The sequence below is a fragment of the Paenibacillus sp. FSL H8-0168 genome, assembly GCF_038592955.1.
Classification (GTDB): Bacteria; Bacillota; Bacilli; order Paenibacillales; family Paenibacillaceae; genus Paenibacillus; species Paenibacillus polymyxa_B.
In genome coordinates, this window is the sequence record NZ_CP151948.1 from 300,591 (window position 1) to 322,556 (window position 21,966).

16 protein-coding genes are annotated in these 21,966 nt (G+C 46.1%); 5 read left to right on the forward strand and 11 right to left on the reverse strand.

Going from position 1 to position 21,966, the window contains the following annotated elements:
• Window positions 1-47 precede the first annotated feature (47 nt).
• The 4 genes from MHI21_RS01375 to MHI21_RS01390 all read left to right on the forward strand — a co-directional run bounded on the left by MHI21_RS01375 (window position 48) and on the right by MHI21_RS01390 (window position 4,441).
• Window positions 48-941 (forward strand): AraC family transcriptional regulator, encoded by an 894-nt coding sequence (locus MHI21_RS01375; RefSeq protein WP_342419272.1) that lies wholly within the window; start codon window positions 48-50, stop codon window positions 939-941.
• A 197-nt stretch (window positions 942-1,138) separates the two neighbouring features.
• Entirely contained in the window at window positions 1,139-2,077 is a 939-nt protein-coding gene (locus MHI21_RS01380; RefSeq protein ID WP_342419273.1) for a YwqG family protein, read from the forward strand.
• 245 nt (window positions 2,078-2,322) lie between these two features.
• Window positions 2,323-2,841, forward strand: coding sequence for an RNA polymerase sigma factor (locus MHI21_RS01385; RefSeq protein WP_341162544.1), 519 nt, complete (start codon window positions 2,323-2,325; stop codon window positions 2,839-2,841).
• On the forward strand, window positions 2,825-4,441 hold the full coding sequence (locus MHI21_RS01390; protein WP_342419274.1) for a DUF4179 domain-containing protein: 1,617 nt from the start codon (window positions 2,825-2,827) through the stop codon (window positions 4,439-4,441). The genes MHI21_RS01385 and MHI21_RS01390 overlap by 17 nt, the downstream gene beginning before the upstream one ends.
• Before the next feature lie 126 nt (window positions 4,442-4,567).
• Here MHI21_RS01390 and MHI21_RS01395 read toward each other — a convergent pair whose 3' ends face one another.
• The 8 genes from MHI21_RS01395 to MHI21_RS01430 form a co-directional block, all read right to left on the reverse strand.
• Complete coding sequence (locus MHI21_RS01395; RefSeq protein WP_342419275.1) at window positions 4,568-7,612, reverse strand: glycoside hydrolase family 2 TIM barrel-domain containing protein; 3,045 nt, start codon at window positions 7,610-7,612, stop codon at window positions 4,568-4,570.
• Between the two features lie 52 nt (window positions 7,613-7,664).
• On the reverse strand, window positions 7,665-8,489 hold the full coding sequence (locus tag MHI21_RS01400; protein WP_025722097.1) for a carbohydrate ABC transporter permease: 825 nt from the start codon (window positions 8,487-8,489) through the stop codon (window positions 7,665-7,667).
• The gene (locus MHI21_RS01405) at window positions 8,486-9,382 is read right to left on the reverse strand and encodes a sugar ABC transporter permease (RefSeq protein ID WP_013308301.1); all 897 of its coding nucleotides are present in this window, start codon (window positions 9,380-9,382) and stop codon (window positions 8,486-8,488) included. Before MHI21_RS01405 ends, MHI21_RS01400 begins: the two co-directional genes overlap by 4 nt.
• Window positions 9,383-9,483: 101 nt before the next feature.
• Window positions 9,484-10,773 (reverse strand): extracellular solute-binding protein, encoded by a 1,290-nt coding sequence (locus tag MHI21_RS01410; RefSeq protein WP_039274127.1) that lies wholly within the window; start codon window positions 10,771-10,773, stop codon window positions 9,484-9,486.
• Window positions 10,774-11,176: 403 nt separating this feature from the next.
• Entirely contained in the window at window positions 11,177-12,991 is a 1,815-nt protein-coding gene (locus MHI21_RS01415; RefSeq protein WP_342419276.1) for a sensor histidine kinase, read from the reverse strand.
• A 38-nt stretch (window positions 12,992-13,029) separates the two neighbouring features.
• Window positions 13,030-14,589 (reverse strand): response regulator transcription factor, encoded by a 1,560-nt coding sequence (locus MHI21_RS01420; RefSeq protein ID WP_342419277.1) that lies wholly within the window; start codon window positions 14,587-14,589, stop codon window positions 13,030-13,032.
• Between the two features lie 259 nt (window positions 14,590-14,848).
• Entirely contained in the window at window positions 14,849-15,484 is a 636-nt protein-coding gene (gene udk / locus MHI21_RS01425) for a uridine kinase (RefSeq protein WP_342419278.1), read from the reverse strand.
• A gap of 75 nt (window positions 15,485-15,559) precedes the next feature.
• Window positions 15,560-16,081, reverse strand: coding sequence for a ClbS/DfsB family four-helix bundle protein (locus tag MHI21_RS01430; protein WP_341162540.1), 522 nt, complete (start codon window positions 16,079-16,081; stop codon window positions 15,560-15,562).
• A gap of 374 nt (window positions 16,082-16,455) precedes the next feature.
• Between MHI21_RS01430 and MHI21_RS01435 the strand changes: the two genes are divergently transcribed.
• Window positions 16,456-18,549, forward strand: a complete 2,094-nt coding sequence (locus MHI21_RS01435) for a family 16 glycoside hydrolase (RefSeq protein WP_342419279.1) — start codon at window positions 16,456-16,458, stop codon at window positions 18,547-18,549.
• 89 nt (window positions 18,550-18,638) lie between these two features.
• On the opposite strand, the gene MHI21_RS01440 is transcribed toward MHI21_RS01435, so the two are convergent.
• The 3 genes from MHI21_RS01440 to MHI21_RS01450 form a co-directional block, all read right to left on the reverse strand.
• Window positions 18,639-18,983 carry a hypothetical protein gene (locus tag MHI21_RS01440; protein WP_061830247.1) on the reverse strand — a complete coding sequence of 115 codons (345 nt, stop codon included), beginning with the start codon at window positions 18,981-18,983 and terminating at the stop codon, window positions 18,639-18,641.
• A gap of 147 nt (window positions 18,984-19,130) precedes the next feature.
• Window positions 19,131-21,389, reverse strand: coding sequence for a DEAD/DEAH box helicase (locus tag MHI21_RS01445; protein WP_342419280.1), 2,259 nt, complete (start codon window positions 21,387-21,389; stop codon window positions 19,131-19,133).
• Window positions 21,334-21,720 carry a hypothetical protein gene (locus MHI21_RS01450; RefSeq protein WP_342419281.1) on the reverse strand — a complete coding sequence of 129 codons (387 nt, stop codon included), beginning with the start codon at window positions 21,718-21,720 and terminating at the stop codon, window positions 21,334-21,336. The genes MHI21_RS01445 and MHI21_RS01450 overlap by 56 nt, the downstream gene beginning before the upstream one ends.
• Window positions 21,721-21,966: the final 246 nt, after the last annotated feature.

Here is a 21,966-nt window from a genome sequence, read left to right on the forward strand (position 1 = left end):
ATACAATGGGTGGACAAATCCGAACATGAATTTAAAGAGGCGATAACATGACCTATCTAAAAGTAAATGTAGATGCTCCGATCCAACTGATCTCGGCAGGCGAGTTTGTTAACGAGGTGCCTTGGAAACATATGAGTCGTTCCATTGAGAATTTTGAGCTGATCCTGGGTGTCCAAGAGACGGTATATATACGGGAGGAACGGGAAGATTTTGAAGTAGGCGAGGGAGATATTCTATTGCTGTACCCCGGTCGTACGCATAAAGGATATAGGGAGTCATTTCCAGGCGTGAAATTTTATTGGTTTCATTTCGATGTTCCCACAACCCCGAATGTATTATCTAATGAGGAAATGAAGCAGGAAACAAGTGCTATGGATGGGCTTTTGCAGCGACATGGTGTGATGCGTGATATTTATTTACCGCAATGTGTACAGGCAGATAACGGGGATCGGATTCATATTATCGTCAATCAGATTTTGCATGTAGCCAACTCACATTATTTTACGTATCACAGTGCAAATTATTTGTTCACCTCGCTACTGATCGAGATATCTGAACTGGCGCTCAGCCGCTTGCTTTCCAATCCTGTCAGTTCACAGGGGAATGTGAGTTTTAACAAAATTATTGAGTGGACCCGTATTCATGCTGAAGAACCGCTGACCGTGACGGATTTAGCTCGAAAATTCAATTACAACAAGGATTATATCTCTCGTTTGTTCAAGCAAAATACAGGCATGCGTCCCCTGGAGTTCATTCATAGTATTCGTATTAACAAAGCCAAAGAGTTGATTTCCCGTACAGATATGAGCATTAAACAGGTTGCCGAAGAGGCAGGATATAGCGATGAGAAGTATTTTATGCGTTTGTTCAAAAAGAGAGCCCATATGACTCCTTCCCAATACCGGAATGCCTATCACAAAACATTTATGAACAATGTCTAGTGCATTTCCGCTTGGATCGTAAATGCAGAGCTGGATGTATCCACCATTCACTTGCAGCGAAGATCGATGATTTGACCGAGGACTGACCAACCTGTCACCAGAGAAATAGCTTGTCAGACTGTAATTTGGTAATCTGATATAAGAGATCAAATGAGAGCAAGCAATACATAATACTTCATGAAAAAGGGGCGAGCGAGATGCTACAACCACCATTAAAGGATGAACTGACTCGAATACTGGAAGGGCATTCACTGGATGAAGAATTAAAAGAAGAGATTCATCAGGAAGCTCAAGCTGCTATACAATTTCATGTGGAGCATGAGGAAAATTATGAACAGGTTGGCAATAGTCGGATCGCCGGCTATCCAGACCTGCCACCCACGATAGAGTGGCCTTGTAATTCAGACGGGGAATATTATACATTTATTGCTCAAATTAATTTGGGCGAGCTGCCTTTTTCACCATTTGAGGGATTGCCTCATCAGGGCATACTTTACTTTTTTCTTGGGCTGGATGAGCCCGCCTATGATATTGATCATAAAATCTTTTACTATAACGGTGACAGCAGCGTTTTGCAGAAAACATTACCGCCTGCTGGGCGCGTAGAGGTGTTGGCGGAGCAACGGGGTTTCACCGCGTATGCAATTTCTTTTCATCCGATCCTGACGCTACCATCGGAGGGTGAGCTAGGAGATATTCTTGTAGATCAGTACGAAGAGCTGTATGAGCTTCTATATGAACATAGCGACACGGTGTGGGGGCAGCATCAATCTTTTGCCGGGAATACCCGGCGGGATGCTTATCTACGCCGAAACGGGCTGGAGGGTCTTCTGTTTAACTGGCATAAGAGTGAGAGTCAAATCCATAAGGAAGTCGAGCAAGCTATGCATAGGGGAAATACCGATTATGCGGAGCATTTACGGTCCGAAGTGCTGCTTCAGCTGCAAGAATATCAGACGAATCGGGAAAAGCACGATCAGGCTTCGGAAAATTGGCATGTTCTGCTCTCGGTATCTTCTTTGGACGAGGTCGGCATGTGCTGGTGGGACGCGGGGTATTTGGAGTTTTTTATAGATCAAAGGGACTTGAAGAACCTTGATTTCACGCGAACGTATGTCAATCTTGCTACGAGCTAGCCCGGTGCGGCAGACTCATGCTGATTTAGGGCAAATGATGGGGGTTAGAGCAGGGTGTTTTTTTGATTGATAAAAGCAGTGAATTGAGCATGTGGCACAGTAGGTTTGTTTTGCCCGAGTGTCGGAAATCGAACGATCAATAATAGGTGGTCCTATATAGGGCCGCCTTTTTTCGACGTAAATGAACGATTGTACTCCGTTATTAGTCTTAATAGATGAGACCACAACAAGGGAGGTGCACGTATATGAATGATCGAGAGCTGTTTGAACTATATAAGGAGCAGATCTATTATTTTTGTTATTATCTAATGCAAAATCAAGCAGATGCAGAAGATGTTTGCCAGGAAGTGTTTGTCAAAGCACTTTTGGCCGACAGGTCCAAAGTACAAGATCTCAAATCATGGATTTTACGAATTGCTTCTAATGAGTGCAGCAATGTGCTTAGAAGGCGGAAAACTGGACTGATGAAGGAAATACGAACTTTTTTATTGTCACGCCCTCATTCATTTAATCCGGTGGAAGAGAGCTTATACCATCAAGAAACGAAGACAGAGTTACACAAGCTATATAACAAGCTTCCAGATAAAATTCGTATGGTCGTGGTCCTTCGTTATGTAAACGAATTGACTATGCCGGAGATCTCTAGAGTTATGAATATACCCGAAGGAACAGCTAAATCTAGATTAAATCGGGGGCTTAAACTGCTAAAAAAAATGGTGATACCCCAAGTAAAGGAGATGAGTAGCAGTGAGTCGGTATTTTGAAAAAGAACAGAACATTCCCCAACCTGAATATGATGCAATGTGGGTAAATATAGAACAGGAAGCAACCAAACGAAAAGCAACTCTGCAACAGTCACAGGAAGCACCTATGCATAGAGCAAAAATTGTTCCAGCAAGTATCGTATTCTCATGTTTTCTGCTCGTTGCCATCCCTGTATTCGCTAGTGTGACCATCAATTGGGATAGAATAGGCGGACGTAGTGTAACCAATGCGCTAAATAACGGTATTGGCCAGCGGTATGATCTAAAAGCATCCAATGCAGGCATTACGATGAATTTGAATGGTGTTGTAACGGATGGCGAAAAAATGAAAATGCTTATCTCTCTGGATCCAGGAACCGATCCAACCAGTTATATTGGGTTTGCTATAGAGAAAACTACGGTAACTAGCAATTCTGATACCAAGGGACAAGCACACGGATATTTAAATTACGATCCTAAAAGCCAGAAACTCCTTGGCATTTATGAAACTATTGATACTTTAAAGGATCGTAAAAAAGATTACACACTTGAGGCACAGAATCTTATTTTTTATCGTAATCAGGATATTCCTTTAAAGACGAATCATCAAGCCGGGGATACCCTCGTTACCGGGACCAAGCAGTATCCTAACATTTATATAGAATCCGTTCGACAAACCAACAACAAGACTGTTGTCCGCTTTAGAGTTGCTGCAGCTCCATCCGATTTAGGACGTGGGAACCCGCATTTGGTAATGAAAGTGGGCGACAAAGAGATAGACGCAATCCCAACCATTCTACCTAGTGACAGCTCAGACTTGCATATTGAGCAGGTATTCAACATGACTGCACAAGATTGGAAAAAGGCAAACCTCCATTTTTGTTACACTGAGGAAGCAAAAAGAATTGAAGGTACTTGGAAGTTCGAATTTGAAGCGGATGGAAAAAAAGCAAGTGAAGCGATTTATTCCAAGAAGCTGCATAGCAGCGCTGAATTCCAAGAAAGTACAGGCGCTACCTTAGACCAACTAATTGTTACCCCCTTGGATATTGAAATTCTAGTAACAGAGCGTGATTCACTTAAAAAAGGAAATGTTCATTATAAAACAGCTCAGTTGGTTATAGGTGATAAAAAAATTAACGGAGGATGGAATCTTAAAGGGGCTGGTCCTGAAAATTATCAACACTTATATCAATTTGAATCCCCAGAGTGGTATAAGGACTGGTCTGATGTTCCAATGAAACTTATATTGAAAGATGCCGTCATCCAGAAACGTGATACGTCTAAAAATTGGATCGCTCTTCATAAACCTAAAGAAGAAAAACAGTTCGCTGAGCTTAATGTGGACGGTTATCAAATTGATTTCACATACTATACAGAGGGAAAAGATTTGATTGTCGAATCGAAATCTGGTTCCCCTGGCTTCAAAGGTGTCAACCAAACAACGATGCGAATTAACGGCAAAGAAGTAGTGCCTGAGATCATTGCGAAGGGTATGGTATCCACAGGAGTTAATGTTGACCGTTACAAAGACATTGAATTAGACGGAAAATTAGAACTAAATCCTGGCATATACAAGTACAGCGATCCTGGACGTGATATTGAAGTTATATTGAAATAGATATGGCCATCGCTGCCTATTCTGCAGATACGTAAATACAAAAGCCCTTCCAGCTTTAGCTTCTCATGAGGGAAGCAGCGGAAGGGCTTTTGTTATATCTACTTGTCATACAGTGAGTGTGCTTATTTATACCCGTTGCATGGTAAACTCAAATTCCAGCTTTTGATCGGCTGTAATTTGGTATTCTTCATGTACCGGGGCTCCCCAGCTATCGTCGCCGCCTACGCCCATTTGCTTGCCAGCTACGGTGACAACGGTGTAGTACACGTTGGGCAGCTCATACAGATGGTAGGCATTTTCCAGCTCAAAGGCTGTATACGGAGAAATATTGCATTCCACCGGTGCGGTAGCAGGTGCAGTAATGCGTATACCTCGCTGAGAATCGTCGGTAATATCGACACGGCGCACGCCTGTACGATTGCCGGATTCCTGTGGTACAACATACCCGGACACGTTATCCGCAGCTTCGTTGTGGAATACGCCTAGTCTTGCGCCGAAGGCCCGGTCGATGTAATTCTCCTCCGGTCCCATCGCGTACCAGTCCAGATGGCGGTAGTCCGCCGGAACCTTGAACGAAAGAGCAAAGATCGGCAGGTTAGGCAATCCTGAGACGCCTTCATAAGTCGATTTTACGTTCAGACTGCCATCCGCCAAGACGGTGTAGGCTACCGTTACCTGTGCGTCTGCATGAATGCTCAGCGTGTAGCGGAATGTAACGGTTACACGGTCTGTTTGTTCTTCCGTAACCTCGATGCCCACGCATTTACGTGTCAGACTTGCAGCGAACCAGCCACCGGCTTCAAAGCCTAGTGCGGTTCCCCGATCATTGTCTGTGGTCGCCCGCCAGAACAATGGAGCAGGAGGCATGGCGATCATCTCACGTCCGGCGTAGCGAAGTGAAGTCAGGCTGCCTGCTCCTTTGGAGAACATCATACTGAAATCTGCACCGTGAACACCAATGTTAACATCGCCATGCACCACTCGTAAGGCACCGACCGTAGGGATCTTCAGTGGATTTGGATCTTCCACGATGAAAATATGTTGTCCGAAGGCCACTTCGTGTCCAGCCTCAGCCCAAAGCGTCGCTTCCTTCAAAACCAGAGCGGTGTGAATAACGTACTCACCAGGCTTTCCATCCGTATTAGGGAACGTTAGTGGAATATAGGCTTCGGTCTGAGCCGCTACATCTACATGAATGGCATTACGTGCGATTTCTTGGCCTTCATGCAGCAGGCTATATACTAACTCATAGTCGCCTGTTCCCTCGAACAGGTTTTCATTGCGCAGGGTTACACCGCTGCGATCCGGGGTGAGCTTCAGATTTTGATACAGGAATTTGACCTCCTGCATCTTCGGTGAAACCTTCCGGTCTGCATAGACAATTCCGTCCGTACAGAAGCCATAGTCTGTGGCACGGTCGTCAAAGTCGCCGCCAATCGCGAGGTACTCGCGTCCGTAGCGATCTTTTTTCATAACAGCCTGATCAATATAATCCCAAATAAAACCGCCCTGATACAGCTCGTATTTGTTCTCCAGCTCTGTATACTTGTGCATGCCGCCTACGGAATTGCCCATCGCATGCATGTATTCGCAACTGATATACGGCTTTTGGGGATTGTCGTTCAGATATTGCTCGATATCTGCGGGTTTGGCGTACATCCGGCTCTCCATATCGCTGGTATCATCGTACGTACGGTTGTGAAACACGCCTTCGTAGTGCACTAAACGGCTCGGGTCGGTGGCTCGGAAATAGTTGGCGACATTGCGCAGCACTTCACCTGCATACGACTCATTGCCGCAGGACCAGATTAGAATGGACGCATGGTTTTTGTCCCGTTCCAGCATGGAAATGGCGCGATCCATGACGATATCCTGCCACTCAGGCAGATTGGCGGGAATATTCCACGATGGCTCGACGGCACCGAGTTTTTGCCAGGAACCGTGTGTTTCCAAGTTCATTTCATCAATTACATAGACCCCGTACTCATCGCATAGCTCATACCACAGAGTCTGGTTTGGATAATGAGAGGTACGAACAGCGTTCATATTGTTCTGCTTGAGCGTTCGGATATCCCACAGCATATCTTCACGGGAAATCGCACGTCCGGTGCGAGCGTTAAATTCATGGCGGTTCACACCTTTAAAGACGATACGTTTGCCGTTCAAATGCATGACCTTGTTGATCAGCTCAAATTTACGGAAGCCAATTTTTTGTGGAATGACTTCCACGAGCGATCCACTGGCATCATAAATTTGAATGAACAACGTGTATAAATAGGGTTTTTCGGCGCTCCAGCGCTGCACTTGCTCCAAGATTGCTGACAGCGAAGCTGTGCCATCAGTAAAGTCAGCTTTTAAAGAAGCTACAACATGACCGGCAACATCTTTCACATCGACAGTTGCATAGGCCGTTGCCGGCTTTTCCAAGGTCAATTTCAGCTCCAGAAGGCCCTGCGTGTAGGAAGCATCCAGATCCGCTTTGGCATGTAGGTCACGTACGTGAAGAGTAGGGATAGTATAGAGATATACGTCTCTGAAAATACCGGAAAAACGCCAAAAGTCCTGATCCTCCAGCCACGCTCCCGTACTTCTTTGATATACCTCTACCGCCAGCTTGTTTTCGCCTGCTTGCAGGAATGGTGTCAGTTCGAAATCAGACGGTGTAAAGCTGTCCTCGCTGTAACCGACAAATTGTCCGTTCAGCCATACATAGAAAGCCGATTCGACGCCTTGAAAAGAAATGAATACAGGCTGCGCGTCAGAAGCCATATTTTCCGGCAAAACAAAGCTTTTGATATAGCTCCCGACCGGGTTGTGATCCTCCGGAATATGGGGTGGGCGAACATCCGAATGTCCATCCCACGGGTACATCGTATTTACGTACTGCATTTGGCCGAAGCCTTGCGTCTGAATGTGACCTGGTACCTGAATATCGCTCCAGCCGCCATACTCAAAGCCAGGGGCATAGAACTCTACCGGACGGCTGGCTGGATTCGTTGCATAGTTAAACTTCCAGCTCCCATTCAGGCTATGACGCCAAGCCATATCAGCTTGCTGCTCCGCTTCCTGAAGCGTAGCGTAATATTTGTGATCGGAATAGGCGGGCAGCCGATGTACAGCAAATTTGGTTACGTCGGTCAGCCAGTCCAGACTAGGGGTATGGATGGTCAAGGCGAACACTCCTTATTTTTAAAATGAAATGAAGAACGTACACAGAAATCTGTTATTTTACCGAACCCACCATGCCCGCTACAAAGTGTTTCTGCATCAGGAAGAATACCAGTGCAGTCGGCAGTGTGGACAGAACAATGGCGATCATGATGACACCGTAATCCGGTGCATAGCTGGAGCCAAGGTTCGAAATCAACAGCGGAATCGTTTGATTCTCCGGCGTTTGCAGCACTATCAGAGGCCAGAGGTAGTTGTTCCAGCTGGACATGAATGTGATGATCGCGGCAGCGGCATAGGTTGTTTTCATCGTAGGCATATACACCCGGAAGAACAGACCCAGCTCGGATAATCCATCCATACGACCTGCTTCCAGTAGATCCTTTGGAAACATCTTGGTGCTTTGACGGAAAAAGAAGATCAGGAACGCCGTAGTTACGGTCGGAATGACGACAGAAGAGAGTGTATCAATACCGATCCACGGTATGACATTAGAAATGCTGCCGAACATCCGGTAGAGCGGAATCATGATCGCCGCAAACGGAATCATCATAGACATCAGCAGGATATTGAAGACAACGTCTTTCGCTTTACTTCTGTAAATTTCAAAGCCATAACCGGCCAGTGATGCGATTAGCATAGCCAGCAGCGTAGTTGAGATAGAGACTTTTGCAGAGTTACTTAGTGCGGTAACGATGTCTACTTTTTCGAGCAGATTGTGCATGTTATCCATCAGATGGGAGCCAGGCAGAAGCTTGCCTTTGGTCACATCGACTGACAGGTTCGTGGAGCTGGATAGCATCCAGAGGAACGGGAAAATCGAAACGAACGACACAATGATCAGAAAGGCGTACGTAAATGCTCTTTTTGTTTTCATCATTTTTTCTCACCTGCCACTTTGAACTGGATAATCGACAAGATAATGATCATAATGACGATGGAATAAGATACGGTCGCCGCATAACCAAAGTCGGATGAATATTTGAAGGACAAATTGTAAATATATTGCGAAATTGAAGATGTCGCGTTCCCTGGCCCACCCTTGGTAATATTCATAATTTCATCGAAGAGTTGGAGTGTACCAATCGTTGATGTAATCGAAGTGAACAGGATAATCGGCTTAAGCAGTGGAACCGTAATGCTAAAAAACTGTCGGATCGGGGAAGCTCCGTCAATACGGGCCGCTTCGTAGATGGAACTGTCAATGTTCTGAAGACCGGACAGGTAAAAGATCATATTGTAACCAGTCCAGCGCCATGTGATCGCGATAATAATCGTAACCTTGGCCCAGAAAGGATCTGTAATCCATTGGATGGGCGTGCCAATCACGTGCAGATTCAGCAATAAGGAGTTTACCAGACCGTCGGACGAGAACAGGTACTTGAAGACAACCGAGTATGCTACAAGGGATGTGATACACGGCAAGAAGATGGCTGTGCGGAAAAAGCCCTTGAATTTCAGGTTTTTATCATTCAACAATACCGAAATGAACAGAGCCAGAATGACCATCAAAGGTACTTGGAAAATCAAATAGATAAACGTATTCTTCACGGCGGTTATAAACATTTTATCGGTGAACAGTCGCTTGTAGTTATCAATGCCGTTAAAGCTCAGATTAGACCCTGTACCTGTCTTAAAGGACAAGATAAGCGCCTGAATCATCGGATAGAAATAAAAAGCGGCGATCATGATCACTGCGATGGATATGAACAACCATCCTGTCATACCTGCTTTGAGACGTGTTGTAGTTATTTTGGGCGCGGCTGTCTTCATACCATGTCAACTCCCTGTGCAGCAATAAAACCTTGAACTCGCAAGCCCAAGGTTTTAAGTGCTTATCGTTTTATTGTTTAGCCTTGGCTAGATGGACTGTCTTATTTAAGCTGTGCTTCCGCCTGTCCTTGAGCATCTTTCAGAACGGCGTCTACATCTTTTCCGTTCAGATAGTTTTGAATTTCAACGGTCATGATATCCTCAATGGCATACGTGTGCAAGCCATAATTGACTTTTGGAACTTGTTTAGTCCATTCTGCAAATTTCTTGTATACTTTGTCCCCACCGAAGTACGGATCTTCCACGTCATAAGCTTTACCACTGGAAGCTGCGTTCAATGAACCAACAATTCCAATTTTGCTCAGCATATCTTGATACAGCTCTGGATCTGTTCCGAATGTCTCTTTCAGGAAATCAGCAGCGGTATCTTGACCGTCCGAGTTAAGGACATACCAGGAGCTGCCGCCGAGGCTGGAAGCATTCACGGATTCAGGTATATTTTTCAGCTTAGGGAAAGGAACAACGGCCCATTTACCCGATTGCGAAGCTTCTGCTTTGATCGAAGGTGTAATCCAGTTACCTGTAGGTACGGAAGCAACTGCACCGCTGTTGAATGCGGCCAGGAACTGACTCCAGTCGGCATTCATTTTAACAATGTTGGCGTCGAACAAGGATTTGTACGTCAAGAGCGCTTCTTTCAGAGCTGGATTACCAGCCAGGTTTGGTGTCTTACCGTCTTCTTTCAGGTACCATGAACCTGCAGTTTGGATCATACCACGGATCAGACCGAGGTCATTCGGATCTTGAGTCAGCATTTCTTTGCCTGTTTTTTGTTTTACGGCTTTACCAATTTCAATAAATTTGTCCCAATCAATATTGGTCAGGTCTGCTACTTTGTAGCCGGCTTGTTCCAGATAATCCGTTCTTACATACAGCCCCATAACACCGGAGTCGAATGGAACACCATACTGCTTGCCGTTGTAGCTAGTCGGTCCGATTTTATAATCAGCGAAGTCGGATGCTTTGATCGTGCTGCTCATATCATGGAAAGAATCGGGATAGGCTTGCAGGAAGTTCTGTGCCCGATAATCCTCGATCAGAACCACGTTTGGCAATCCTTTGGTAGATCCGGAGTTAAGACCGGCATTCATTTTTTGTACGATATCGTTTTGAGCATATTCAACAATGTTTACGGTTACATCTGGATGTTTGGCAACATAACGATCTTTTGCCAGCTTCAGGGCTGCGATATTAAAGTTCGGGTCCCAAGCCCAGACGGTGATTTCTTTTTTGCCAGAATCTGTTGTGGTAGCTGCTTTCTCGGAATTGCTGGAGCATGCGGATAGCAAGATCAAGCTTGCAATCAGCAGAAGGAAAGTCATTTTTTTCATTTTGTTCAACCCCTACTCTTTTTTATATGTTGCTTGCTAGTTCTAAACCTCTTGAATGAAAGCGGTTACCTTATTTATAAATCTAGTGTACCATCCATACTTTGTTGGCGTTAGGAATATCTTTATACGGATTGGTCTTATTATTATGATTTATCAAAAAAGGTACCGCTTACATTTGTATTTTGTTTTGGTTTAGGTACTTTTTTTAGGTTGAATTAAAGTTGTTCACGAAGCGCCACTGCGCGGCCGGATGGTGCTTCCCATCGCTGTTGTATCCAAATTTCTTTATTCAAATTATATAAGGTTGAAATCCGGATACAAAGGCGACCGCTACGCTTGTACAGCACCATTCCGCCCACTCCGTTCTTGTTCCACCTTCTTTGTTTAGTTCAGTCTATATTTTTTATGGGGTAGGAGGGGCGGGTTTTACGATCAATGGCAGGGTCATTCTTACTTTGGTGCCCTCGCCTTTTTTACTGGAGATGGTCACGCCGTATTCTTCTCCATATAAAAGGGTAATGCGGTTGTGCACATTCTGGATGCCGATGCCTGTGAACAGTTGGCGCTTGCTCTTGGGATTCGGCAGTCCGTCTTGCGCCGTATGCCCGTCCAAATCCATACCGTCCCCATCATCGACCACCTCACAGATCAATGTATCCTCCGTTTTGGACACCAATATATAGATGTGGCCTACATTTTTTTCATTAAACGCATGGAAAAAAGAGTTTTCGATAAAAGGCTGAATGATGAGCTTGGGCACATGGTACTCCAGACAATCGGGTGATACAAAATAATTCACTTGTACCCGCTGCCCGTAGCGCACATGGTTAATGAACACATAATTTTGCATGTTGGCCATTTCCTGCTCGATGGTGATCGTTTCACTCACATTGCTGATTGTATTTTGCAGTAAGGAAATGAGCGCATTGATCGTCTCGGCGGCTGTTTCCTTGTTTCCTTTGAGTACCAGCATTTTGATCGAAGCCAGTGTATTGTACAGAAAATGCGGATTGATCTGCCGTTGTAGTGCAGCAAGCTCTGCGTTCCGTTGACCCTTTTGCGTCTCTAAAAGCTTACGGATATAGTCATTTAGTTCATCCAGCATGTAATTGTAGGCATGACTTAATTGTCTAACCTCATAGCTGCCCGTTACCGGGATATAATTATCAAAATTTTTCTCGCGTATGGTCGACATTTGCTTCACCAGTCGAGTCAGCGAACGAATCAGTCGGCGGGATATCAGAAAAACGATCACCAAAGCAATCAGTACGATGGCGATGCAGATCCATACAACGGATTTAACGTCAATAATTTGCCCAATCGCGGCTTGTCTGTCGATCATGTTCACCAGATAAAAATCAAATGAAGGGATATAGTTGGAAAGGAGGATACTCTCCTTATTCATCACATCGGCATTAATGTAGTTAAGTCCCTGTTCATTGATTTTTGTGGCATAGCCTAGCAGCTCACTGGAGCGTTGTCCGATCAGGTCCTGACGGTTGCTCGATACAATCAGTCCCGACTTGTCCAAAATAAGCACATCATTGCCGTTGCTCGTGAAATTGTTGTAGAAACGGCGAAATTCCGGTTCCCGGATAGCGATGTAGATCATGCCGTACAGGGTGCCGCTGGTCCGCTCCATAAATGGTTTGGAGGCAATGATATAGGGTGTTGGCTTTTGCGTGGTGTTACTCATTTGTTGCTGAAATAATTCAGTATCCAATTGATACATAAGCTGTGCCGGTCGTGCTACACTTTGGGCTGTAATCGCACTGCTTTTAAGCTCTTCCGCAGTTACAGGCCAATAGGACGAGTCGGAGTAAAAGCTCCGGCCGTTCAGACCTGTTACAGCGACACCGACATCATAGGCATCGACGTTCGATTTAATTTGCTTCATTTGCTGTGCCATTCCGAAGTAAATCCTCGCCGAGTTAATCGAGTCAGATTGACCGCCAGTCAGATAGTTCTTGACCGTTCCATTTTCCGAAGCATGGGTTACGGCATTCACGATAGAATCATTGAAGGATTCAAAGCTGGATTGAATCTGGCTGAGTACCTTGGCATTTGTAATACTGAATGTCTCAGCAAAAAGTCGTTCAGACATCCGAATCGTCACCAAAGAGGTCAGCAAGGACACCGCAGTGATGCTGACCACCATAACAATAAAGATTTTGAAGAACAGACCTTGATATTTGATTTTATGGATATATCTTTTCATATTCAATCTCTTTTCTGCTGGCAGATGTGGCTTACTCTCTAATAGAGATGCTCCCGGCGGTACTGACTGGGCGAGTAACCCTTCACTTTTTTGAACACTTTGGTAAAATAGCTGGGGTCCGAATAGCCTACTGTGCTGCTAATATCCGAAATGGACATCGTCCCCGACCGTAGTAACTCCGCGGCTTTTTCAACCCGAATTTTGTTCAGATACTCGCTAAAACCTTCTGTATGGTGTGCCGTAAAATAACTGGACAAGTAGGAAGGGTTAAAGTGAAAATATTGCCCAAGTGTCGTCAAATTGAGTGTTTCGGCATGATGCTCCTCAATGTACTCCAGCAGTTTCTTCATGCTTGCACTACTTCCTTGCTGTGTTTTAGCCATGATCTGTCTGTTCGCTTCCTCCAAAAAAGTCTCCAGAAGGCGTACGGCTTCATGTACATGAGGGGCATCATTAATGGTTTTGAAGTAGGAATATTTCGCCGCATCCAACTCCTTCATATCATACCCCTGGTTCCCGAGCAAAATCGTAATGTTGAACACGATATTTCCGAGAAGCGATTTGAATTCAAAAGCGGTAGAGGTATAGTTGCCAGACATGGCGGCTACATAGGATCTCAAATCCTGAAAAGCTGTATCAAAATGCTCACGCTTCATCTCTTCTGTAAACTGTTTTAAGTTGAACGAGCTGTTCACCTGTACAGGCTGAGGAAGTTCGTCTTCTATGAGCAGCGCTGTTCCTGGGAAATAAAAGCGGTAACTCAGCAGTTTTGGCAGTTCATCCTGATAGACGTCACTAATCTGATTAAAGTCATCAAATAAATGGCTAACTGCCCAGCCTGTCTGTGGATCGACCCGCTTTGTCTCCTGTGCAACTTCCCTAACCGCAGCCATCCAGGCGTCTACTTCCCGTGGATCGAGATTGGCTAAAAACACAGCCGCATAGATATCAGACGGCAGTTGTCGCAGTACGATGCGCTCACAGGCAGAGGATAATCGATCTGTAAGCTTGGAAAATAGGTCCGAGGCAGAGATAGAGCGTCCTTTATTATGAGGTGCTGACTGTTCCACGCCTATGAGCGCAAAACGAGTATAAGGAAATGCTTGCTTCAGCAACTCGGCGTCATAGTCCATGTTATACCCGGAGATCAGCTTTTCGATCACATGATCTATCGTAATTTGACTATTCCCAGCATCCGCCTGATATTGAATGGATGGAATTTTGCGAGCGGTTCTCTGGAGAACTTGGAGTAGCTCATCCGTGTCCAGCTTGGGCTTTAAAATATAGTCAGCAACCCCTTGTTGAAAGGTGGATCGCACGTAATTAAATTCACCGTAACTGCTAAGCACGATGACTTCGATATCTGGATAATTCTGTCTGACTATGCGCGTCAGCTCCTCGCCATCCATGATTGGCATTACGATATCTGTAATGACAATATGAGGATGCACAGTTTCAATCAGCTCCAAGGCTTCTTTCCCGTTAGAAGCCTCACCTACAATTCGAAATCCATACTGTTCCCACGATAAATGGTGTTTAATTCCTTGCCGTACCAATATCTCATCATCCACAATCAAAATGTTGCATAGCTCATTCATGGCAGCACTCTCCGTAATTATACCTATTCGAGGATTTGCAAAAATCCTGATTCAAAAAAGACCTCCATCACGTGGACGTCATATCATCTGAGGCACATATTTGATAACGCTTCCAACTTAGCTTGAATCTAAAGCATTTAACCTTTACATGCTAACATAAACCACACGGGGATTCCAAAAAAATTTAGTCCAAATGGCATATAAAACAACAAAAAAGGCAGCCGAGAAAATCTCGACAGCCTAAACAACCGGGATTACCTTATATAGTACCCCATGTCCGATCTCCTGCTAAATATTTCTCAGTCAAAATAGACAGCAGTTGAATACCAACCTCATTGTGTCCACCCTCAGGAAGGATCAGGTCAGCGTATTTCTTGGAAGGCTCAATAAATGCCTCATGCATCGGCTTAACCGTAGTCAAATAGTGATCGTGGATCGAATGGATGGTGCGGCCGCGTTCCTCAATATCGCGAAGAACCCGACGGAGAATACGCACATCAGGGTCAGTATCCACAAATACTTTGATGTCAAGCAGGCTACGGAGTTTTTCGTCTGACAGTACGTGCAGACCTTCCAACATAACGATATGATTTGGCAGAAGCTCTACCGTCTCGTCCGTGGAGCGGGCATGAACTGTAAAGTCATACACTGGCGCTTGTGTCGCTTGTCCTTTTTTCAGACAGTGGAGATGCTCAATAAGCAATTCGTTGTCAAAGGCAAACGGATGATCATAATTGACCAAAGCACGTTCATCATAGCTCAGATGTGAATGGTCTTTATAATAGTTATCCTGAGATATGAAAGTCACTTTATTAGATCCCAGACGCTCAACGACGGCGCGTGCTACCGTCGATTTACCGGAACCTGTACCGCCGGCAATACCAATAATAAGCATGGCGTTTCACTTACCCTTCCCTAAATGTATCCCGATACAACTCAAGTATTGTAGCACAATGCACACTTTTTTTCATCACTGTTGAACTTTGTATTTCTTCCATTTCCGTATCTTGGCTCTGAATGTTTTAAACGGTGCCACCGAGTTGATATGAATCCATCTTGCCATGGGCCATTTCGGATTAGTCCCTGTCCAGTCGTGAACGCCCTGAGTGAAGAGCTCTTCATGACTAAGTGTGTCGATCCAATCCAGCCACTTTTGCTCAGCCAACTTGAACATATCGCGTAATTCACGTAAAGATTGGTGGGAATAGGTCTTGTAAAATGATTGATATAGTTCACCTAGTCTATTCCACTTATAATTGGGGGCGGGCATGATCACGGTTTTTCCTTCCCGTTCGTCCCTGTCCCATGCCATGACAAGATGAAGCCATCCGAGCTGGTAGGCGATCATTTCTGCGGGTGTTTTATCTACTTCGGGGATACGAATATCCTTTTGGCTCTCGTCGATCTCCTGGAACTCACCGTCAAATCGTAAGTAGGAGGCATGAATGGCTTCTTTTAATTCCAATTTGGAAGCGTATTCGTAGCTGGACATCTCATCGCTCCTTTAAATGATATGGATGATACTCACTCCTTTATATGTACCATTCCCAATATGACAACTGTATGTCTTATTCAAAAATAAAAAAATATCGTTTTTTGTGATTTTATGAAACAGCATTTGGCGTGTTTATGAAACAGGATGCAAAATTAATAGAAAAATTAAGACAAAAGATAAGTAATTAGACATATTTTAATATTTATTTAAAAGCCTATAATTATTGGAGTATAGCGATTGGGGCCCTCATTGGTGTTGGGACATTATTCCCTTCATCAGTACGTTATATACCGTTGGGGCATGTCATGCCCGATGAACGGTGCAACCTTTGCTTTAGTATTCATGAATCTAATCAAGAAGGGGATTATTATATGAAGTCGAGTTTGTTAAAAAAATGTGCAAGTGTAATGTTAAGCAGTACGTTGGTGCTGTCTTTATCATTACCGTTGCTAGGTCATGCACATGCGGATGGGAATTTACAGATAAGTGATGATTTTGAACAAGGAGAAGCTCAAGGCTGGACCGCAGGTTCGGGGAACTGGTCTGTGGTCAAGGATGGGAATGGATCTACATACCAACAATCTAGTCGAAGCGAAAGCCATTCCGTCAAAGGTAATGCCTCATGGACGAACTATAGCGTGCAAGCAGATGTATATGTAAATGATTTTAATGGCTCCAATCGAGTCTACGTTGCAGGTAGATACACAGATTCCAACAACTTCTATGCAGCATCGTTGTATAACAAGAAAGACGGAGCTCTTGAGATTCGAAAAAAAGTCAAAGGCTCTATGAAGACACTGGCTACCAATAAAAAATACAAACTGGACACGAATACATGGTACAGAGTCAAACTGGAACTATCCGGTTCGGAAATCAAAATGTATGTCAATGATCAACTAGAGCTGTCCGCAACAGACACCAGCCTCACTGCTGGAGCCGTTGGTTTGGTAACTTCTAAAACAGCTGCCCAATTCGATAATGTGATGGTATCCGGTTCTTCTTCTGAGGTAGATCCAGGAACACCGCCTGTGAAACCGACACCAGGTACAGAACAACCGACTCCTGGGGTGGACCCTGATGTAACCTCTAAAATCAACTATAATTTGACTGGCTTTTCGTATGGTAATACAGGTGGTGGCAATATTGCGGATACAGATGCCAACTACAAAAAGGTTTACAACGCTGTAGATCTCAACGAAGCATTGAAGAAAGGCAGCAAAGTCAAAGTGATTGAGATTATGAACGATCTTGATCTCGGTTGGAATGAAATTCCTAGTGCTGCCAAAGTAATGCCTTTTAGTGCCAACAACCCTGTACAGACGCATCCTGTTCTGAAAAAGACAGGTGTGAGCAAAGTCTATATCGAAAATATGAATGGGGTTACGATTTTCTCTGCCAATGGTGCGAAAATCAAACATGCTGGCTTTGTCATCAAAAGAAGCTCTAATTTGATTTTCCGTAACCTCGAATTTGATGAACTTTGGGAGTGGGATGAAGCAACCAAAGGGAACTATGATAAGAATGACTGGGATTATGTTACCATCGAAGGTACAAGTTCCAAGGTATGGATCGACCACTGTACATTTAACAAAGCCTATGATGGTTTGGTAGATGTGAAAAAAGGTAGTAACGGAGTTACGATTTCCTGGTCTTTGTTCAAAGGAGATGACCGCAGCTCCAACAGCTGGGTAACCCAACAAGTCAACGCCATGGAAGCAGACAAGTCTTCCTATCCTATGTACGCGTATCTGAGAAGCAGTGCAGTAGGCATGAGTAAAGAAGATATCATTGATATTGCAGCAGGGCAAAAGAAGGCGCATCTGATCGGTGCAACGGAAATGGCTTCCGACAATGCAGATCTGGAGGTGACGCTGCATCATAATTACTATCTGGATATTCAGGATCGCATGCCTCGTCTGCGTGGTGGTAATGCTCATGCATATAACATCGTTATGGATGATGCCGGATTGGCCAGAGCCAAAAAAAGAATTACTTCTGACATGGCTAAAGCAATTGCCGCAAAAGGATACCATTTTGATGTCGTGGGTAATGGTGCAATTTCAACAGAAAACGGCGCGGTGTTGCTAGAAAAGTCTTATTTAATTGATGTATTTTCTCCAGTGCGTAATAATCAAAAAGATCCTAACAAAGCGGATTACACAGGTAAAATCAAAGCCGAGGACGTTATCTTTTCGAACAACGGTACCGTATTCAGAGGAGGCAGTGACGATGCGAATAGCCCGTTAGCCCCTTATCCTGCCAAGACCAAGGACTTCTCTTGGAATGGGTTCACAACGTTGCCATACAGCTATACAGCCGAAGACCCTGCTAACCTGGTTGCTCAATTGCAGGCCAAGGATGGAGCGGGTGCAGGTAAGCTGAACTGGTCGAGTGAAAACTGGCTCAAAACGGTGTACAATACGGCCGTTACGAAAAATGCAATAGTGGAAGAAGACTCCGAATAGGTAGCCAATTAAAAAAGCAGCCAGGACAGATATACTCTGTTTCTGGCTGCTTTTTTGGTTACCACGTTTAGGCTGCGTTCGGTACGAACTTAACCAATAACGACAAACGAGGATACGCCAGCAGGTACGGATCTAACGCGGAATAATACTCCATCATCTCTAAAAGTACGCAGAATATAAGGCTGGTTCGTAGGTGTGCGAACATTGTTAAATCGCGCAGTACCAAAACCATCGAAGCCTGCAGCTTGGACAAAGCTTCCATCTAGACGCCGGAGTATAGCAAAGAATCCGGTTGTGTTAAAAGGAACACCGTTTGTGTTAGCCCAGATAACTGTAAATCGGCGTAGAGTTTGTGTAGGGCTCACATTGCGATATCTCGTAACAGGAACCTTTCTGCCCGTAGATTTCAGTGTTTGTGGAGGACGAATGGCCACTTCAAATCAACTCCTTTGTTGTGATGAGATATTAAATGCACACAAAGGAGTTTTGGACTGTGTTATAAACTACGACTTCTTATAAATAGGTATATATCGAACTCGAAATGGCACTCCATGTACATTATCGTTCGATTTTGGCCCTTATCATGCCCAATCGCGCCGTAGCGTAAAGAGGTCTTTTAACGCGTCTGTAGACAGCTCAGTAATCCAGCCCTCGGTACTGGTTATGATTTGGTCGCTAAGCTGCTGCTTGCTCTCCAGCATTTCATCAATGCGTTCCTCCAGCGTGCCGAGCGAGATAAATTTGTGCACCTGTACATCCTTCGTTTGTCCCATCCGATAGGCTCGGTCTGTGGCCTGATTTTCAACAGCTGGGTTCCACCAGCGATCAAAGTGAAAGACGTGGTTGGCGGCCGTTAGATTCAGACCTACCCCTCCGGCTTTGAGCGACAGAATAAACACGGATGGCTGCTCGGCAGGGGGGAGCGTGTGAGATTGGAATTGATCAATCATTCGGTCACGTGCCGTTTTGGATGTGCTGCCGTTCAGATAGAGCACAGGCTCTTGCAGCTCCTGAGCGAGTACCCGCTGGAGCATCTGCCCCATACCAATATACTGTGTAAAAATAAGGCAGCGCTCGCCCTCCTCCCGCAGTTCCTTGACCATAGCCAGAATGCGCTCCAGCTTGGATGAACGGCTAATGACTGCTTCAAGATCGGACTGACTATAACTGGAATCCGCGGCATTCGGGAGTGCCTCCTTGGTTAAGAGGGCAGGATGGTCACAAAGCTGCTTCAACTGGGTAAGGGCGGATAAAATGGCTCCTTTCCGTTCAATCCCTTCCAGCTTCTGCATCCGTTCCATCAACTCTTTGACAATCTGGTCATAGAGTGCGCCTTGTTCAGAGGTCAGATGAATGTAGGTTTTCATCTCATTCTTGTCAGGCAAATCAAGCTGTATAGCAGGGTCCTTCTTCTTGCGCCGCAGCATGAAGGGCTGAACCAGCTTTTGCAAATCTAACGTGCGCTGCTCGTTATGTTCCTTCTCAATAGCATTCATAAAGCGATTGCTAAAGGCGCGTGAGCTACCCAGATAACCTGGATTGATAAAATCATATATGGACCATAGCTCGGACAGCCGATTTTCAATAGGTGTTCCGGTCAACGCAATCCGATGACGTGCAGGAAAGCTGCGCACGGCTGTGGATTGCTTGGTTTGCGCATTTTTAATGTTCTGCGCTTCATCCAGACAGACCGAATCCCAGGTCATGCTTTGCAGCAGCTCTTGATCCAGGGTTGCCGTAGCGAAGGAGGTCAGGATGACATCGGCCTGCTCGACTTCTTCGCGGAACAGGTCTCCCTGCTCCCGCTTGCTTCCATAGTGCAGCATCACCTTCAGCGAAGGGGCGAAGCGGCTGAGTTCCTTCTGCCAGTTGCCCAGCACCGAAGTCGGGCAAATCAGCAGCGAGCTGGAACGGACGCCCGTCTCGGCGGCAATATTCTGTAGGTGCAGTAAATAAGTAATAAACTGCACCGTTTTACCGAGTCCCATGTCATCGGCCAGACAGGCACCCAGTCCAAAACGCCGTAAAAAGGCAAGCCATGCATACCCGTCCCGCTGATACGTTCGCAGCTCGGCTTGCAGCCCATCCGGCACGTCCAATGCAGGCCATTCCGACTGTCGTCCGAGCTGGCTGATCAGCTTCAGCAGATGGGCATTCAGCTCGACTTCCAGTCGGAAGCGTGCCGCATCCTCCGGCTGCTCGCCCGAGGCGTCGCCTTCAGGCTCGTCGGCGTTGCCGAGCAGGTGTAGCTGCAGGATGTCCTGGAAGGACAATCCCTGAGCGCTGTCGATCCCGGCCATGGCCCGGCGGATCTGTGCCAGCAGCGCGGGGTCGAGCGCGATCCATTGCCCGCGGAAGCGCACCAAGCGCTCGTTGCGAGCGACGAGCTCAGCGAATTCCGACTCGCTCAGATCGGCATCACCGATGGCAACACGCCAATCGAACTGGACAATCGAGTCCAGTCCGAACAGCGAGCTGCCCTTCGTGCGCTCTCCCGCCCCTTCGCCTGGGCGTACCTTGGCCCGCAGCTTCGGCTTCTTGCGGGTAGCTGCCTCCCACCAAGCCGGGAGCAGCACCTGCCAACCGCTTTCCAGCAGACGCTGGCTGTCGGTCGTCAGAAATTGCCACGCTGCTTCGTCGGAGAGCGGGTGATTCAGCACGTCATCGCGGCTTCCGGCACGCTGCCCGGCAGGCAAAATCGAGGTCAAGCGTTCTAGCCACCCCGCTGAGCGCTCACGGACATGTGCTGTCCAGGCATCGGGCCATGAGCCGGATGCGTACCCATCATCGGCGAGCTGTACAGACACCAGCAACGCCGGGTCCTGCTTGTCCTGCAACACAAGCTTGAGCTGCCAGGACGGCTCGTCGTCCTCGAGCTCTGGCTCCAGCAGTTGCAGAAGCGGCCGAAATGGCGCGGTATCGGCTTTCCAGCCGATGGCGATGAGCCAGGCCCGTGCGTCTAGACCCGCCGCGGCCGGGCGGTTGGGGGCGAAGAGAATCGGATATTCTCTTCGCAAATCGGCGGCTTCCGCTTCGGTGCCGTACCAGTGCTGAAATACGGCAGCCGAGAACGCCGCTATCAGCCCATCCTGCTCGCCTTTCTCCAAGCTGTCTAGCAAAGCAAGCTCTGCCGGTTGGATGTTTTCCAGTGCTTCCGCATCCCACTTCCATTGCAGCTTCCCTGCCTGGAATGCCGTGAAGCTGGGCACATATGCTTTCGCTTCAATACAGTGAGCAAGTAAAGGGATCAGCCGAAGCCACGGGGCATGGGCCTCGTCCCAGATCCATTCGATGTGCTTCAGCAGTTCCTGCTCTGCCAGAAAAGGAATCACTTGCTCCGAGGGCAGCAGGATAATATCCGTGTCTTGAACATGTTGAATCTCCAGCTCGGTGCCATAAAACGAAGCCTCATGCCAA

Bases quoted from the DNA above. Each gene is read 5' to 3' on its own strand.
- MHI21_RS01430 (WP_341162540.1), bottom strand. From the start codon at position 16,081: ATGTCCAGCTACGAATACGCTTCCAAATTGGAATTAAAAGAAGCCATT.
- MHI21_RS01435 (WP_342419279.1), top strand. From the start codon at position 16,456: ATGAAGTCGAGTTTGTTAAAAAAATGTGCAAGTGTAATGTTAAGCAGT.
- MHI21_RS01450 (WP_342419281.1), bottom strand. From the start codon at position 21,720: ATGGAAGTGGGATGCGGAAGCACTGGAAAACATCCAACCGGCAGAGCT.
- MHI21_RS01410 (WP_039274127.1), bottom strand. From the start codon at position 10,773: ATGAAAAAAATGACTTTCCTTCTGCTGATTGCAAGCTTGATCTTGCTA.
- MHI21_RS01420 (WP_342419277.1), bottom strand. From the start codon at position 14,589: ATGAATGAGCTATGCAACATTTTGATTGTGGATGATGAGATATTGGTA.
- MHI21_RS01375 (WP_342419272.1), top strand. From the start codon at position 48: ATGACCTATCTAAAAGTAAATGTAGATGCTCCGATCCAACTGATCTCG.
- udk (WP_342419278.1), bottom strand. From the start codon at position 15,484: ATGCTTATTATTGGTATTGCCGGCGGTACAGGTTCCGGTAAATCGACG.
- MHI21_RS01400 (WP_025722097.1), bottom strand. From the start codon at position 8,489: ATGATGAAAACAAAAAGAGCATTTACGTACGCCTTTCTGATCATTGTG.
- MHI21_RS01415 (WP_342419276.1), bottom strand. From the start codon at position 12,991: ATGAAAAGATATATCCATAAAATCAAATATCAAGGTCTGTTCTTCAAA.
- MHI21_RS01405 (WP_013308301.1), bottom strand. From the start codon at position 9,382: ATGAAGACAGCCGCGCCCAAAATAACTACAACACGTCTCAAAGCAGGT.
- MHI21_RS01380 (WP_342419273.1), top strand. From the start codon at position 1,139: ATGCTACAACCACCATTAAAGGATGAACTGACTCGAATACTGGAAGGG.
- MHI21_RS01385 (WP_341162544.1), top strand. From the start codon at position 2,323: ATGAATGATCGAGAGCTGTTTGAACTATATAAGGAGCAGATCTATTAT.